This is a genomic window from Ferrimonas sp. YFM (assembly GCF_030296015.1).
Classification (GTDB): Bacteria; Pseudomonadota; Gammaproteobacteria; order Enterobacterales; family Shewanellaceae; genus Ferrimonas.
This window is the reverse complement of record NZ_AP027368.1, coordinates 326,010-342,422: the sequence shown is the minus strand read 5'-3', so window position 1 is coordinate 342,422 and position 16,413 is coordinate 326,010. Positions and strand designations below refer to the sequence as shown.

Below are 16,413 nucleotides of genomic sequence, written 5' to 3'. Positions count from 1 at the left end.
CATAGAGCTTTGGGCTAGACCTATTTAACATTTGAACCTAGAATTCTGAGTTGTTTATCTTTTCCTTACCAAACTGAGGGACAGCACTTATGGCGCTAATCGGCAAGCCAAAACCGGATCCAACTCTAGAGTGGTTCCTCTCCCATTGCCACATCCACAAGTATCCTGCCAAGAGCACTCTGATCCACGCCGGTGAAGAGTCCGATACCCTGTACTACATCGTTAAGGGTTCCGTCGCGGTACTGATCAAGGATGAAGAGGGCAAGGAGATGATCCTGTCCTACCTGAATCAGGGTGACTTCATTGGAGAGCTGGGCCTGTTCGAAGAGCAGCCTGAGCGGACCGCATGGGTTCGTGCCAAGTCTCCTTGTGAAATCGCCGAGATCTCCTACAAGAAATTCCGTCAGTTGATCCAGGTAAACCCTGACATTCTGATGAAGCTGTCCGCTCAGATGGCCAACCGCCTGCAAAACACCTCTCAGAAGGTGGGCGACCTGGCCTTCCTGGATGTGGCTGGCCGCATCGCCCAGACTCTGCTGAGCCTGGCCCGTCAGCCCGACGCCATGACTCACCCAGACGGCATGCAGATCAAGATCACCCGCCAGGAGATCGGCCAGATTGTTGGCTGTTCCCGTGAGACCGTGGGCCGCATCCTGAAGATGCTGGAAGAGCAAAACCTGATCCAGGCGCACGGTAAGACCATCGTGGTCTACGGCACCCGTTAAGGACTTAGCTCAGAATCGAAAAACCCCGCCAATGCGGGGTTTTTTAATGGCTGAGATTTGAGAAATAAAAAAGGGCGCCTGGGCGCCCTTTTCTCGTTTCAGCCTGCCGGTCAGCGTACGTTGGTGGACTCGAAGATCTTGTCCGCCGACGCTGCCACAAAGCCGGTGTAGAGCTCACCGTCTGCCATGGGGTAGCGCAGGGCAAACTCATAGAAGCAGGCGGGGATGGTCATCTCGCCGTCGGCGAAGCTCACCGCCACCTTGTCTGCCAGGGTGGAGGACTGCTCCAGCAGCACTTCCGGGCTGCCCTTGATCTCACCGCCGGAGCTGTTGAGATCGAAACCGGCCTCTTTCAGCGCCTGGTTGACGCTCTCCAGGGTGCCAAACTCGCTCAAGTGGTTCACGCTGACGGTAAAGTGGTTGGCGCGGAAACCGAAGGCCGCCAGCCAGGCGGCGTACTCGCTCTCCTCCAGCAGGGTGCGGTACTGCTCCTGAGTGGCCTTCCAGGGGGCGCCACCGTAGGCGTGAGCCACATCCTGGGTCAGCCCCTGGGGCATCTGCGCCACCAAAGACGCCACGATCTCCTGCAGCTGGGCACTGCACTCCTCCAGCTTCAGCTCAGAGATAAACACCTTGGGCTGGGTGCTGTCCGGGTGCTCGTAGTGGCGGGCATACAGCTTCTTGGCTTCGAACTGGTACTCCCCCTTCTGCTCGTACCCCAGAGCCAGGAAGTGCTGGGCCAGGTTGTCGATCCCCAGGCCCGGGGCACGGAAGGTACGAAACGCCACGTGGTCGTTGATGATGGTCTCACCACGACCCAGCAGCTGGTGTACCTTGTCGGCGCTGGGGCACTGCTTCAGGTAGTCCTGCCAAAGCTGGCCAAACAGGTGTTGAATATCCATTTCCATCTTGCTCCTTTTAGATCTCCAGGCCCGGGGCCAGGGTGGCAGGCATGGCAACCTGATCCGCTTCCACGGAAGCGACCGGGTAGGCGCAGTAATCCGCCGCGTAGTAGGCACTGGCCCTGTGGTTACCGCTGGCGCCGATGCCACCGAAGGGGGCGGAGCCGGCAGCGCCGGTGATCTGCTTGTTCCAGTTGACGATGCCGGCGCGGCTGCGCGCCAGGAAGTACTCCCACTCGTCCCTGCTGTCAGACAGCAGGCCGGCGGAGAGGCCGTAGCGGGTGCGGTTGGCCAGCTCAATGGCCTGATCAAACTCGTCGTAGCGAATCACCTGCAACAGGGGACCGAAGTACTCCTCGTCAGGCAGCTCGCCGATGGCGGTGACGTCGATGATGCCAGGGCTCACCAGACCGGTGTCCGCCTCCAGCTGACGCAGCACCACCAGTGGCTCGCCCCCCAGCTCACGCAGCTTGGTCTGAGCCTCCACCATCGCCTGGGCGGCAGCGGCGGAGATCATCGACCCCATGAAGGGCTGAGGATCGGCGTCGAACTGGCCGACACGGATCTTGTTGGTGGCCTCCACCAGACGGGCCAGAATGGCGTCTCCCTGCCCGGTGCGGGGCAGGTAGAGACGGCGGGCGCAGGTGCAGCGCTGGCCGGAAGAGATGAAGGCGGACTGGATGATGTCGTGCACCGCCGCCGCTTCATCCGCCACCTGGCGAACGATCAGCGGGTTGTTGCCGCCCATCTCCAGGGCCAGGATCTTGCCGGGCTCACCACCGAACTGCTGATGCAGCAGGTGACCGGTGCGGGAGCTGCCGGTGAAGAACAGGCCGTCGATCTCCTGGTGGGACGCCAGGGCCTTGCCGGTCTCCAGCTCACCCTGAACCAGGTTGATGACTCCGGCGGGCAGGCCCGCTTCCAGCCACAGCTTGAGCATCAGCTCCGCCACCTTGGGGGTCTGCTCCGAGGGCTTGAGCACCACGGTGTTACCGGCGATCAGCGCCGGCACTATGTGGCCGTTGGGCAGGTGGCCGGGGAAGTTGTAGGGACCAAACACCGCCACCACGCCATGGGGCTTGTGTCGCAGCACGGCACGGCCGGCGGGTGCCTGGCTCTCCTTGGAGCCGGTACGCTCGTTGTAAGCGGTGATGGACAGGCCAACCTTGCCAATCATGGCGGCGGCTTCGGTGCGGGTCTCCCACAGGGGTTTGCCGGTCTCCTCGGCGATGGTCAGGGCCATCTGCTCCTTGTTGGCTTCCAGCTGCGCCTTATAGGCGTTGATGATCTCCAGGCGCCCTTCCAGGCCCAGGCTGAACCAGGGGAACTGGGCTGAGCGGGCCGCCTTCAGGGCCGCATCCACCTGCTCAGGAGTGGCGCTCTGGCCCTGCCAGATCACCTCGTTGGTGGCCGGGTTCACCGAGTGCATCTCATGCCCCAGGCCCTGGGCCCACTGGCCGTTAATCAAATGGCTCATCACTGCTTCCTTATCGATTCATGCCCAGGACCCACACAGTGGCCCCGGTGTCTCGGGCCAGTGCGTCGGCGTCAGCCTGGCTCAGGAAGATCTCTCCGGCCTCCCTGTCGACCTTGGCACTGGCTCTGATGATGGTCAGATCCTTGAGGTTGGCGTTGGTGACGATCACCTTGTCGTCACCGTCGTGCTCACCCACCTTGAGGGTCAGGCTGGCGGATTCGCGAACCGCCTTGATTTCGCTGCGCTGACACTCCACCGTCGGGCCGGCATCGAAGATGTCCACGTAGCCCTGGCAACGGAACCCCTGGCTCTGCAGCAGCCTCAGGGCTGGCTTGGTGTTCTCGTGCACCTCGCCCACCACCGCCTGCGCTTCCTCGCTCAGCAGATTGACGTAGATGGGGTGGCGCGGCATCAGCTCGGCCACGAACACCTTGTCACCTATGCCGGTCAGGTAGTCTGCGGTGGGGAAGTCGATGCCGAAGAAGTGATCCTCCAGCCACTGCCAGAAGGGGGAGGCCCCGTTGGCATCGCTGACGCCGCGCATCTCGGCAATCACCTTATCCCCGAAGCGCTCGGGAAAGGCCGCCAGCAGCAGGAAGCGGCACATGGACAGGAAGCGGCCGTTGTCCCCTTTACGCCATTCCGGCTTGAGGAACAGGGTGCACAACTCCGCGGCCCCGGTGTAGTCGTTACACAGGGTCAGGGTGTTCACTTCCCGGCGGATCTCCAGCTGAGGCGAGACATGCACATCCTTGCCCAGGCGGTAGTGGTAGAACGCATCTTCGATGCCCACCGCCGCCTCGATGGCGCAGGTGCCCACCACCTCACCGGTTTCCATCTCCTCCAGCACCATCAGGTAGAGCTCGTCACCCGGCTGCTCCACCTCCTTGGCGAAGCTGCGGACAGAGCGCTGGATCTTACTCTTCAGCAGTTTTTCGTCGATTGGCAGCGAGGTAAATCCGTGGCCGGAATCCTCGGCAATCTGATACAGAGCGGGGTAATCCCGCTCGGCGATCGGTCGTACTCTAAGCATGGCCGGTCTCCTCTCCTACTCGCCCTGGCGGGGAGGGAGTTAGCCCTGTTTTACCTTGGCAACCGCTTCCTCGAAGCGGGCCAGACCCAGTTCAATCTCTTCGTCTGTGATCACCAGAGAGGGGGTGAAACGCACAACGTTGGCACCGGCCACCAGGCACATCAGCCCAGCTTCGGCGGAGGCCACCAGGAAGTCACGGGCGCGGCCCTGGAACTCGTCGTTGAGTACCGCGCCGATAAGCAGGCCCTGACCACGCACTTCGGAGAACACCTGGTATTTGTCGTTGATGGCGTTGAGGCCGTCGACAAACTTGCGGTGCTTAACGGTTACCCCTTCCAGCACGTCCGGGGTGTTGACCACGTCCAGTACTGCGTTGGCCACGGCACAGGCCAGAGGGTTACCGCCATAGGTGGAACCATGGGTGCCCACCTTCAGGCTGGAGGCGATCTCGGCCTTGGTCAGCATGGCCGCCACGGGGAAACCGCCGCCCAGGGCTTTGGCGGTGGTCAGAATATCGGGGGCCACACCATAGTGCTGGTAGGCGTACAGGGCGCCGGTACGACCAACCCCGGTCTGAACCTCATCGAAGATCAGCAGGGCGTTGTGCTTATCACACAGGGCGCGTACCCCGTCCATGAACTCCTGGGTGGCAGGAATGATGCCGCCTTCGCCCTGGATGGGTTCCATCATCACGGCGCAGGTCTTGTCGGAGATCACCGCTTCCAGGGCGGCCAGATCGTTGAACTCGATGTGGTCAACGCCTTCAGGCTTGGGACCGAAGCCGTCGGAGTAGGCAGGCTGGCCACCTACGGTCACGGTGAAGAAGGTGCGGCCGTGGAACGCCTTGGTGAAGGCGATGATCTGGTTCTTCTCTTCGCCGCCGTTCTCCAGGGCCCAGCGACGGGCCAGCTTCAGGGCCGCCTCGTTGGCTTCGGCACCGGAGTTGGCGAAGTAGACGCGATCGGCAAAGGTGCTGTCGGTCAGGGTTTTGGCCAGCTGCAGGGCGGGCTCGTTGGTCATTACGTTGGAGAGGTGCCACAGCTTCTCTCCCTGCTCCTTCAGGGCGCCGACCAGGGCGGGATGGCAATGGCCGAGGCAGTTCACGGCGATGCCGCCGGCGAAGTCGATAAACTCACGACCCTCCTGATCCCACACCCGGGCGCCTTCGCCACGGACAGGAATAACACTGGAGGGGTTGTAGTTGGGGACCATTACCTGGTCAAACAGGGCGCGGTTAAGCTGTGATTGCATTGTCATGTTCTCCTTGGCCTTACTCTTTGCGCCCCTCGGGTGTGAGGCACAAATGTGACCTAATTATCATTCTGATAACAACCAACCATATAAAATTGTCGCTTTGCAGTCAAAATGGCGAAGTGCAGGACAAAAGCGCGAAAACAGGGTAATTATTCACCATTAAAGACACTGATACATCCATATATAATAGCCGAACAATAATTAACCCATTGTAATCTAATAGTATCCTAGGCTTTTACTAAGTAATTGCGGATTCTGAAGATTTTTGCTGACCAAACCCCTCTTTACGTTATCTATGCAGCATTATCGCTGCCCCATTCACCGAAAAAAACCTGTCAGCGCCGGTTCTGGACCTTCACTCTGGCTTCCGGGATCTGGTAATAGCCGGTGATCACCTCCAACCCCTCCACCTCTTTCATTACCCGGCCGGACAGGGTCAGGTAGACCACCTCGCCGAAGGCGCGGCTCATGGCACGGGCGGCAGGCTCGGCGCGCAACCAGGGCTGCTCCAGTGAACCCATCAGCTCCAACAACCGCCCTTGGTAGCCGATCCCCTCGAGAAAACGGCGGCCGATGACCAGATGCTGTTGCAGGTGTTTCGCCACCGGCTCACAGGGCAGGCGCAGATAGCGCAGGGCTTCGTAGAGCTCGCCGCCGGGCTCCAGCCTGGCCTGGTTCATCCATTCCCCCTTCATCCGCTGATAGAGGCGGGTGGCCTTGCGGTGAATCAGTATGGGGCCCAGGGCAAACAGGCAGGCATAGATGCGGGCATGGTCGGGACTCTCTCCCTCCTCCCTCAGCCAGTACTCCGCCTTGGATTTCAGCAAACGACACCAGCGCCACAACTTTCGCTGGTGCAGACCCTGGCTCTGATCCGGTGACCAGCTCCAGTGTTCAAACACCAGACCTGGGACCAGTTGGGCCAGCTTTTCATAGCCCAGGTAGTTGATCGCCAGATGCACATCCTGCAAACCACTGGCGCGGCGGTACTCGGAACGGTTGGAGTTGATGTGACGGATCAGCGCCTGACTCAGCCAGGGATCCGCTTCGATGAACCGGGTCAGTCGGCGAATATCCCCATCTGGGTTGAGCAGCAGCTCCAGCATATCCAGCTGAGCCACCTCGATGCCCAATACCTTCTGCAGCCCCTCGGGTTGAGCCATCAGGCGTCCCAACTCGGTTTCATAGGCGCGGCAGAAGAACTGCCTCAGCTTCTCCTGCTCCTCATTGCGCTTCAGATTCTTCTGGATCCTCTTGAACTCCGCCGCCCGCTCCACCGCCAGTTTATGACGCCAGACGAAGGCGACCTCATCCTCCATGGAGGCAGAGGGGGCGTGAACGGGTTCAGACAGGCTCTGATACTGCCAGAACTGCTGTTCGAGCTGCTCCAGCATCTGAGGTTTGGGAAGTTGGGTATTCACTGTTATCTAATGGTTGGACCTTTTTGACTTTTATATCACAAGCACTTAGGGAAATGCCGCCTTGCGGAAACAGTTTTTCCCCAGAGGAAATTCCCACGCACCATTAGGGTGCATCCCGGCGAGAAGGTTTCAGCGCCCTACCACAGATCCAGATCACAAAAAACCACACCGCATGAGCGGGTTTCATTAACCACCACGAAATAAGTCATGTGTCAACGGGGTGGGGATGGCGTAATCTGAAGCCAGTTCTCACTATCACAATAGGATGTACGAAGATGGTAACAGGAATTCAGATCACTCAATCCGCCGACACCGCCCTGGTAGGCAGCATCTGGCTGATTGACAAGGCCGCTGGCGAAGCTCGCTGTGTCGCCGCGAAAGAGAAGTATGAAGCCGACCAGGTTGTTGCCCTGTCTGACCTGGGTGAGTACGAGTCCCGTGAACTGCCTGTTGAGTCCGCCAACCCAGCCGGTCGCGAAGGTGGTCAGCACCTGAACGTGAACGTACTGCAGCGTGACGTTCTGCAGAAGCTGATGGACGCCCGTGAGCGTGTCGAAGCCGGTTCCGCCAACGACGACGACTACGCCCTGATCAGCGACAACGCTCAGCTGACCATCCGGGTTTCCGGCTACGCCGTACGCTTCAACTCTCTGACTCTGGAACAGCAGCGCGACGTTGTTGCCCGGACCTTCACCGAGAGCCTGTAAGGCCGCCCACGCGCCTTACCCTGTCAACGCCGCTCCCTGAGCGGCGTTGTTGTTTCTGCTGACTTTCGCTCACCCTACCCTCCAGCACTTTCGTGCTAGCATACCTCCGTTTTCCATCGCCCCAAGGGAGCCGTTGCCATGGTGGCCAACCTCAGACAGATCGCCCTTCTCGCCCTGGCCGGCGCCATCGCCTTCCTGGCCTATGCCCTGCTGCAGGTCACCCAGGAGGTGCGTCAGGTCAGGCAGGCTTTGCCGCCGCTGGTGGAGCGGGTGCAAACCCTGGAGCACTCCTTGCAGATCAGCCAATGGCTGGCGCTGGCAGAGAAGGTCAATGAGCAGCTGCCTCCGGCCATCGCCCAAATCGACGCGATCAACCGCCAGTTGCCGGACATCGTTCGCCAGGTCGACCAGCTGCAGCAGCACACTGTGCCCAACATCCTCACCGAGGTCCGTCTGGTGCGAACCCAGGTGGTGCCACCGGTGATTGAGCAGGTGGCCCTGACCAACGAGCACACCCTGCCCCGGGTATTGAGTGAAGTTGAAACCCTGAGGACTCAGACTCTGCCCCAGGTACTGTCCCAGACCCGGCAGATGCAGGACGACACCATCCCGGCACTGCTGAAGGAGTCTGCCGAGGTGCGCACCCTGGCCCCGGAACTGCTGGCGGAAGCCCAGACGCTCTCCAAGAATGCCGAGCAGATTGTCCAGAAGGCCACCGAAGGGGCGGTACAGGGATCGGTGAAAGGGGTGCTGACCGCCCCGGTCACCCTGCTCAAGGATGCCGGGGAGAGTCTGGCGGAGACCGCCAAGAAGGAGCTTTAATCCCCACCGGACAGAGGGATCTGCCGAACCTCTGTGAGCACCTCTTGCCCGGGTCCCATGCCTCCGGGAACCAACAGCCGATCCCCCTGTTGCACGGCGCCTCGGTGATCCATGCTGGCCTGGGTTGATGCCAGGTTGCGCCAACGCCCGTCAGTCAGACTGTAGACGCTGATCCGCTCACTGGGGTGGGCCGCCACCCCGTCATAGCCGGTGCCGTCGTAGTTATAGGGGGAGTGAGTGCCACCGACAAACCACAGCTCATTGCGCTCAGCCACCGCCGCGGCCGCCATCCGGTAGCGGGCCGTGCCACTGTGGTGCGGCGCCAGGCGCCAGTCGATACGAGTGGGGTTGTCCTTGTCGATGCTGCCCAGGTAGCAGGCAGCTTCAGGCGCAAAGCCGCGACGGCGATTGTCGTGATAAACCACCTTGACCCCATCACACACCAGCAGGGTGTTACCCAGCAACGCCCCGGAGTGACCAAACACCGGCACTCCGGGGAAGGGGCTGGCCTGGGTCCAGCGGTCGGTCTGGGTATCGTACAGCTGCACCAGATTGACGTTGCCGTCGTTGTGCCAGCCGCTGACGAGGTAGATGTACCTTTGCTGGTAGACCAGGGCCACCGCGTCGTCCACCGGCACCGGCATGGGCGCCAGGGGCTGATACCCCTGTCCCAGGGTGAATCGGTGTACATCCGGCAGGGAGACCTCGCTGTGGTCCGCCTCCACCGTGTAGCCGCCGAAGAGATAGGCATCGGCCCCCAGCCCCACCGCCACCGACGCCAGCCGCCCCTGTCCGGGCACCGATTCCAGGGCACGCCACTGTCCGTCATCGGTCAGAGGCAGCGCCCAGGCCCGGTTGTGCACCGCCCGGTAATCCTTATCCGGCCCCAGGCCGCTGAAGCTCAGCACGTAGGGCACGCCCTCACTGACCACCTTGGCCACCGCATTGTTGCTGACCGGTTCCGGCATGGGGGGCAGGTGCATTGGGCTGGCCGCCAGCCACAGGGCAAACAGGGACATCCGTTCTCTCCTTGGAAGAATACGTTGAATAGACCCATCTTCCCGCAAAGATCTTTCCCCTGTACAGGGCAACCCGTCCATCCAGGGTGATCTCTTGGGCCCATGGGGGTAGAATGCCAGCGCTTCGCCTAAGCCGACAGGGACCCTCCATGCTGCTGATGCTCGACAACTATGACTCCTTCACCTACAACCTGGTGCAGTATTTCCAGCAGTTGGGTGAACAGGTCGTGGTCCGTCGAAACGACGCCACCAGCCTGGCAGAGATCGAAGCCCTGAATCCCGACTACCTGGTGATCTCCCCCGGGCCCTGCAGCCCCAACCAAGCCGGACTCTCCCTCAAACTGGTGGAACACTTTTCCGGCCGGCTGCCCCTCCTCGGCGTCTGCCTGGGGCACCAGACCATCGCCCAGAGCCTGGGCGCCAAGGTGGTGAGGGCCCACCAGGTGATGCACGGCAAGACCTCCAACATTCGCCACCGCAACCTGGGGGTGTTTCAGGGGCTGCCGGACCCCCTCAGGGTCACCCGCTACCACTCCTTGGTGGTGGACCCGGATACCCTGCCCGACTGCCTGGAGGTCACCGCCTGGTGCCACAACCAGCTGGGACAGCCGGAGATCATGGGCCTGCGCCACACCTCCCTGCCCCTGGAGGGCGTACAGTTCCACCCCGAGTCCGTGCTCACCGAGCAGGGGTTGGCGCTGCTGGATAACTTCTTGAAACAAAACTGAACACCCCAGGCCTCTCTCCTGGCTGATGCCGAGGAGTCACTGTGATATAAATCACGGTCAAACAAACGCCAAGGATCCCTACAACAATGAAAAAATGGATGAGTCTGGGCATCTCCCTCAGTCTGCTGAGCGCTTGCGCGGCCACCGCGCCCGACGCCCCCACCGCTGTCACCCAATCTCCACCTCAAGTGATGGCTCCGTTGCCCATAGTTGACGCGGCACAGCCTCTGACCCTGAAACAGATCATGGCGGACCCAGACTGGATGGGGAATGCGCCTCAGCAGCCCCTGTGGTCTCTGGATGGCCAGCGGGTCTACTACTGGCAGAAGGAGCAGGGGTCCAAGCTGAGCCGCGCCTTCCAGGTCGACGCCAAGGGCGATCCCCAACCCCTGGCCTTCAGCGACTGGGCCCTGGCCGAAAGGAAGACCCTGAGCCCGGACGGCACCCTGGCCGCCTGGTTGTATGAGGGCAACCTGTTTGTGGCCCGCCCCGGCGACCAACCCCGTCAGCTGACCCGGGACAGCAGTGCCATCGACCAGTTCAGCTTCACCCAGGACAACCAGTTGCTGGTGCGGCGGGGCAACAAGCTGTTTCGCATCGACCCCAAGAGTGGCCGCACCCTGCTGCACGCCGAGCTGGTGTTTGGCCAGAAGCCAGACGGCGCCAAAGTGGCTGACACCTACCTGGCCAAGCAGCAAAAACGGCTGATCCAGTACGTGGACAATCAGTACAAAGACGCCGCCGAACAGACTGCCCGTCAGACGCAACGTCGTCAGGCCGACGCCAGCCTGGCGCCGGAGCCTTTCTACCTGAATGCCAGTGAGCGACTGGTGACCCTGAGCCCCTCCCCCGACGGTCGCCATATCCTGGCGGTGGTCACCGACAAGGAGGGCAGCTGGCGCAAAGATCACGACATCATGCCCAACTACCTGGACAAGAAGGGCTATGTGGCTGCCCAGCCCGCCCGGGCCCGGGTCGCCGAAGCCGAGGTCAAGGCCCACAGGCTGGTGCTGCTGGACAGCCAAAACGGCAGCGTCACCCACATCAGCTGGGAAGGACTGACCGGTTTCGATGAGGATGTGCTGGCCAGCGTCAAGGCGGAGAACGCTGCCAAGCGCGGCGACACCTACCAGAGTGAAAAGGCGCTGCGGGTGATCACCCTGATGCAGGACTGGGGCTGGGAGCAGAGCCCAATCCAGTGGTCTCCCCAGGGTGACAAGCTGGCGGTGATGCTGGAGTCTCAGGCGGATAACAAGGATCGCTGGCTGGCGACGGTGGATCTGGCCAAGGGCAGCCTCACCACCGAACATCGCCTCCACGATGAGGCCTGGGTGAACTACACCCACAACGAATTTGGCTGGAGCCGGGATGGTCAGAGTCTCTACTACCTCTCCGAGGAGAGCGGCTACTCCCACCTCTACCTCAAGCCACTGAATGGCAAAGCCAGGGCGCTGACCCGGGGCGAGTTTGTGGTGAGCAACCTGACCCAGAGTCGCGACGGCAGCCGCTTCTTCTTCAAGGCCAACCGCCATCACCCCGGCCAGTATGAGGTGTTCAGCGTGGCCAGTGACGGCGGCGAATTGCGTCAGGAGACCGATCTCAAGGGTGGCCTGGAGTATCGCCTCAGCCCGGATGAAACCCAGCTGCTGCTCACCGCCTCCAGCCGCACCAAGCCGCCGGAGTTGTTCCTGCAGCCTCTGGGCGCTCAACCCGCTCAGCTGACCCACACCACCAGCCAGGCCTTCCTGGATTACCCCTGGCTGGCCCCTGAAGTGGTGGCGATTCCCTCCACCCATCAGGCCAAGCCGGTCTATGCCCGCATCTTCCGCCCCCAGAACGACAGCAAGAAGCGCGATGGCAAATACCCGGCGGTGATCTTCAACCATGGCGCCGGCTACCTGCAGAACGCCCACTTCGGCTGGTCCGGATACTTCCGCGAATTCATGTTCCACAACCTGCTGGCCCAACAGGGCTACGTGGTGATGGACATCGACTACCGCGGCTCCAAGGGCTATGGCCGAGACTGGCGCACCGCCATCTACCGCAACATGGGCCACAGCGAAGTGGAAGACATGCTCGACGGCATCGACTGGATGTCCGCTTCCCTGGGGGTGGACCCGCAGCGGGTGGGCACCTACGGCGGCTCCTACGGCGGTTTCCTCACCTTTATGGCGCTGTTTACCGAACCTGAACGCTTCCAGGCCGGAGCCGCCCTGCGGCCGGTGACCGACTGGGCCCACTACAACTACGGCTACACCTCCAACATCCTCAACACCCCGGATGTGGATCCCATCGCCTATGAGCGCAGCTCCCCCATCGAGTTTGCCCAGGGATTACAGAAACCCCTGCTGATCATGAGTGGCGTGTTGGACGACAACGTCTTCTTCCAGGACAGTGTGCGCCTGGTGCAGAGGCTGATCGAGCTGGAGAAGCCGATGTTTGAGACCGCCATCTACCCGGTGGAGCCCCACGGCTTCCGCCAGCCCTCCAGCTGGCTGGATGAGTACCGCCGCATCTACCGCCTGTTCGAGGAGAACCTCAACCCAGGACAAGAGACCACTGATTAATATTTATTCATTTTTGTTGAATATTGCATCGGCAGGGACTAGGTTGAGAGAGTCACTTGCGATGTGACTACCTTGAATGGTTGTGTTCGTCCTTTTCGCCCCGCCACGGAACTGGCGGGGCGTTTTATTTTCATCAGAGGTGGGAGAAGCGTCCCACCAGGCCATGGAGCTCCGCCATCTCTCCCTCGATCTGGCGGGCCGACTCCAGCATCCGCTCCGCGGTCTGGGAGGTTTCCCGGGCCAGGCCACTGACGTTCTGCATGCTGGCGTCCATCTCCTCGGCCACCGCGCTCTGCTCCTCTGCCACCGTGGCCACCTGACGGTTCATGTCGCTGATCACCGATACCGAGCTGACGATCTGCGCCAGGGCGCCGTCCGCCTGCTCCGTTTTTGCGACGCTGCCCTGAGCCTGTTCCCGGCTCTGTCCCATCACATCCACGGCGCTCAGTGCCTGAGACTGCAGGCGCTCGACGATCTCGCGGATCTCCTCGGTGGAGTTTTGGGTCTTCTGCGCCAGGGTGCGCACCTCATCGGCCACCACCGCAAAGCCCCGTCCCTGTTCACCGGCCCGGGCCGCCTCGATGGCCGCATTCAGCGCCAGCAGGTTGGTCTGCTCGGCGATGCCGGTGATCACCTCCAGCACCCGCCCCACCTGACGGCTCTCCTCCTCCAGCTTGGTCAGCTCACCTGAAGCGCTCTCCACCTGCTCCGCCATCAGGTTGATGGCGCCGGCGGTATCGGACACCACCACAGAGCCGGACCTGGCCTCTTCGTCCGCATGGGCCGCGGCCTCGGAAGCCCTGGAGATGTTCTCGGTCACGTGATGGACGGTGCGGTTCATCTCGTTCATGGACTGGGAGATGCGGGCCACCTCGTCAGACTGACGGGTCATGCCGTCGCGGGCTTCCCGCGCCGCATCCCGCACCGTCAGGGCGCTGTGCTCCACCTTGCCGGTCACCCCCTGGATTTTGGTCAACAGCTCACTCACCTGACTCAGCATGGAGTTGTAGGCCTGATGCACCCGTTCCAGTTCGTTGTCCCGGCCAATGACCGAAGCGGCAATGGGGTGATTGAACTCCCCTCTGCCCACCCGCTGCAGGGCGTCCGCCAGTTGGGCCAGGGGGCGTATCAGGGTGCGGCTGCCATAAAGCTGGCCGAGCAGCACCATCAGCAGGATCCCCAGGGAGGTGCCCAGGGCGACCCGCTGCTGCATCGCCACCGTGGAGTTGGCGCTTTGTGCCATCATCCCCACCGCCTGGTGCATGTTCTTGAGTACCTCGATGGAGAGGGCCTGAATCTCCGGCAGAGCGGCGGGTTCGGGCATCTGCAGATAGGCTTCCACCCGCTCTCTGTAGGTGCGCCAGAGGCCGCCCACCTTGAGCAACTGCTCGCGGATGTGGGGCTCACTCACCGGCGCCAGTTTGCGGCTGGGATCCCCGCTCAGCAGCAGCTGATGGGCCTTCTCGAAGCGGGTCACCGTCTTCTCCATGGCCGCCGGCACCAGTCCTCCCTGGACCACCAGCAAGGCTTCTTTGGCGTAGCGCTGGCTCAGCATCCGCTGGGCCCCGGCGATGTTGATCCGCTCGGCACTGTTGCCCGAGGTGGCGTAGAGCATGACGGCATTGACCGCCGCGAGGAGAAACAGCACCAGGAAGATCACCAGGAACTGTCCCTTTACCGACTTGATACCCACTAGACGCAGCACGGCATGGAGCCACTGGTTCAGCGTATTGGCCATGGATTCCTCTCCATTTATGGCGGCGTACCGCCCATTTGTTTCATCAGAAAGACAACAATTAAAGTTATCGACTGATGCTCTGTCCCTGTTAACCGTTCTATCGGCCAAAGCATGAAAATGTGAAGCGTGTTCGCCTACGAGGTCAGGTTTTTACCACGCAAAAACCGGCAGAAACATGATCGCGATCAAGCTTTTTTGGTGGCTGATAGCGGATTAAGCACAGTCGTCAACCGACCAAGGCTGAGGAAAAAAGCTTAGATTGGAATCAGTTGGAGCGCTGATTCTGGCTGTTTCTGAGGCGATAAAGGAAGAGTATTGACGTGTCGGCCCGCCACAACTCATAGCGATGCCTTGGATAAAGAAAAAGCCGCAGACTCTTTCGAGTCTGCGGGTTATCCATATGTAGGTCGGAGTCGGCCGGTGAGCCGCGATTTTGACACGAGCGGAGTGGACCCACATCCGGCCTGCCACAGCGGTTGCCTGCGGGCACCAATGCTTTAGATAAAGAAAAACCCGCATCACCTTTCGGCAATGCGGGTTATCCATATGTAGGTCGGAGTCGGCCCATAAGCCGCGATTTTGACACGAGCGGAGTGGACAATCATCCAACCTGCCACAGCGGTTGCCTGCGGGCACCACACTCTGATTCGCGTGTAAGAAAAAAGCCGCTAACTCTTTCGAGTTAGCGGCTTTTTCATATGTAGGTCGGAGTCGGCCGATAAGCCGGGTTCTGTCGTGGACAATCATTCCTCTAGGCCCAGGATCGCTCCTGGGCTCAAGCAACCTACCCGCCCCCAACGCGGGCCACGCCAATGGGGGCCTATTTGGTCTTGCTCCGGGTGGAGTTTACCGTGCCACGGTCTGTTACCAGCCGCGCGGTGCGCTCTTACCGCACCCTTTCACCCTTACCTGTGCTCCCGAAGGAGCCATCGGCGGTTTGCTCTCTGCTGCACTGGTCGTAGGCTTTCGCCCCCCAGGCGTTACCTGGCACCCTGCCCTGTGGAGCCCGGACTTTCCTCCCCCTTGCCCGTCTGCAGGTAAACCTGCACAACGACAAGGCAGCGATTGTCTGGCCGACTCCGGAGGCGGAGTATAACCCGCTACCAGCCCTGCTCCAAGCCGTACTTGTACAGGGCGTTCTTTTTATGACCGAAGATCTCGGCGGTGATCGCCGCCGCCCGCTTCAGCGGCAGCTCCTTGGCCAGCAATTCCAGGGTCTTAACCGTCTGACCATCCAACTCATCATCCTGAGCCTTATGGCCGTGAACCATCAGCACCATCTCACCCCGGGTACGGTTATCATCCTCCTTGAGCCAGGCCAGCAGCTCGGCGGCAGGCTGTCCCTCGATGGTCTCAAACGTCTTGGTCAGTTCCCGGGCCAGCACCAGCGGACGCTCCGGCCCCATCACCTCGACGATGTCGGCGATGGTGTCCAGCACCCGGCGGGGGGACTCATAAAAGATCATGGTGCGCGGCTCCTTGGCCAGGGCGCTGAGGCGATCCAGCCGCCCCTTGCCCTTGGCGGGCAAGAAGCCCTCGAAGCTGAAGCGATCCGATGGCAGGCCGGCGGCGCACAGGGCTGTGGTGGCGGCGCAGGGGCCGGGCAGAGGCACCACAGGGTGACCCGCCTCGCGCACCTGGGTCACCAGATGATAGCCGGGGTCGGAGATCAGCGGCGTGCCGGCGTCGGAAACCAGGGCGATGGACTCCCCCTGCTCCAGTCGGCTGATCACCCACTGGGCGCGCTGGCGCTCGTTGTGGTCGTGAATCGCCACGGTCTTGGTGCCGATGCCGAAGTGGCTGAGCAGTTTGCCGCTGTGGCGGGTGTCTTCGCAGGCGATGAGATCCACCTGCTCCAGCACGGTCAGTGCCCGCTGGGTAATGTCCGCCAGGTTGCCTATGGGGGTGGGCACAATATAGAGAGTTGCAGTGGATTCCATGGAAAATCTCTTGGTGTCTGTTGATTGGTTTAGCATCGACAGGGGGTTACACTATTGGCTGTGATTTTATCAGAGTGGGT

At 61.4% G+C, this 16,413-nt stretch carries 13 protein-coding genes and 1 other RNA gene; 5 read left to right on the top strand and 9 right to left on the bottom strand.

The window, feature by feature from the left end; translation table 11 throughout:
- The first annotated feature begins 89 nt into the window (after nt 1-89).
- The gene (gene crp, locus QUE41_RS01700; RefSeq protein WP_028109677.1) at nt 90-725 is read left to right on the top strand and encodes a cAMP-activated global transcriptional regulator CRP; all 636 of its coding nucleotides are present in this window, start codon (nt 90-92) and stop codon (nt 723-725) included.
- A 110-nt stretch (nt 726-835) separates the two neighbouring features.
- Here crp and QUE41_RS01695 read toward each other — a convergent pair whose 3' ends face one another.
- The 5 genes from QUE41_RS01695 to QUE41_RS01675 form a co-directional block, all read right to left on the bottom strand.
- On the bottom strand, nt 836-1,633 hold the full coding sequence (locus tag QUE41_RS01695; protein ID WP_286341249.1) for a DUF1338 domain-containing protein: 798 nt from the start codon (nt 1,631-1,633) through the stop codon (nt 836-838).
- Nucleotides 1,634-1,643: 10 nt separating this feature from the next.
- Entirely contained in the window at nt 1,644-3,104 is a 1,461-nt protein-coding gene (gene astD / locus QUE41_RS01690) for a succinylglutamate-semialdehyde dehydrogenase (protein ID WP_286341248.1), read from the bottom strand.
- Between the two features lie 10 nt (nt 3,105-3,114).
- Nucleotides 3,115-4,137 (bottom strand): arginine N-succinyltransferase, encoded by a 1,023-nt coding sequence (gene astA / locus QUE41_RS01685; RefSeq protein WP_286341247.1) that lies wholly within the window; start codon nt 4,135-4,137, stop codon nt 3,115-3,117.
- Between the two features lie 39 nt (nt 4,138-4,176).
- A complete protein-coding gene (locus QUE41_RS01680; protein WP_502875927.1) occupies nt 4,177-5,388 on the bottom strand; it encodes an aspartate aminotransferase family protein in 1,212 nt (403 codons plus the stop codon).
- A 338-nt stretch (nt 5,389-5,726) separates the two neighbouring features.
- Entirely contained in the window at nt 5,727-6,812 is a 1,086-nt protein-coding gene (locus QUE41_RS01675; protein WP_286341245.1) for an HDOD domain-containing protein, read from the bottom strand.
- A 275-nt stretch (nt 6,813-7,087) separates the two neighbouring features.
- Here QUE41_RS01675 and QUE41_RS01670 point away from each other — a divergent pair, with 275 nt between their 5' ends.
- Nucleotides 7,088-7,519 (top strand): autonomous glycyl radical cofactor GrcA, encoded by a 432-nt coding sequence (locus QUE41_RS01670; protein ID WP_286341244.1) that lies wholly within the window; start codon nt 7,088-7,090, stop codon nt 7,517-7,519.
- Between the two features lie 138 nt (nt 7,520-7,657).
- A complete protein-coding gene (locus tag QUE41_RS01665) occupies nt 7,658-8,341 on the top strand; it encodes a hypothetical protein (protein ID WP_286341243.1) in 684 nt (227 codons plus the stop codon).
- Here QUE41_RS01665 and QUE41_RS01660 read toward each other — a convergent pair.
- Nucleotides 8,338-9,360 (bottom strand): Kelch repeat-containing protein, encoded by a 1,023-nt coding sequence (locus tag QUE41_RS01660; protein WP_286341242.1) that lies wholly within the window; start codon nt 9,358-9,360, stop codon nt 8,338-8,340. The genes QUE41_RS01665 and QUE41_RS01660 overlap by 4 nt on opposite strands.
- A gap of 149 nt (nt 9,361-9,509) precedes the next feature.
- Between QUE41_RS01660 and QUE41_RS01655 the strand changes: the two genes are divergently transcribed.
- A complete protein-coding gene (locus QUE41_RS01655) occupies nt 9,510-10,088 on the top strand; it encodes an anthranilate synthase component II (RefSeq protein ID WP_286341241.1) in 579 nt (192 codons plus the stop codon).
- Nucleotides 10,089-10,174: 86 nt separating this feature from the next.
- Nucleotides 10,175-12,655 carry a S9 family peptidase gene (locus QUE41_RS01650; RefSeq protein ID WP_286341240.1) on the top strand — a complete coding sequence of 827 codons (2,481 nt, stop codon included), beginning with the start codon at nt 10,175-10,177 and terminating at the stop codon, nt 12,653-12,655.
- A 133-nt stretch (nt 12,656-12,788) separates the two neighbouring features.
- On the opposite strand, the gene QUE41_RS01645 is transcribed toward QUE41_RS01650, so the two are convergent.
- The 3 genes from QUE41_RS01645 to rsmI all read right to left on the bottom strand — a co-directional run bounded on the left by QUE41_RS01645 (nt 12,789) and on the right by rsmI (nt 16,333).
- Nucleotides 12,789-14,393: a methyl-accepting chemotaxis protein gene (locus QUE41_RS01645; protein ID WP_286341239.1), complete on the bottom strand. Its 1,605-nt coding sequence runs from the start codon at nt 14,391-14,393 to the stop codon at nt 12,789-12,791.
- A 703-nt stretch (nt 14,394-15,096) separates the two neighbouring features.
- Nucleotides 15,097-15,474: RNase P RNA component class A (gene rnpB / locus QUE41_RS01640), an RNA gene on the bottom strand.
- Between the two features lie 19 nt (nt 15,475-15,493).
- Nucleotides 15,494-16,333 (bottom strand): 16S rRNA (cytidine(1402)-2'-O)-methyltransferase, encoded by an 840-nt coding sequence (gene rsmI / locus QUE41_RS01635; protein WP_286341238.1) that lies wholly within the window; start codon nt 16,331-16,333, stop codon nt 15,494-15,496.
- Nucleotides 16,334-16,413 lie beyond the last annotated feature (80 nt).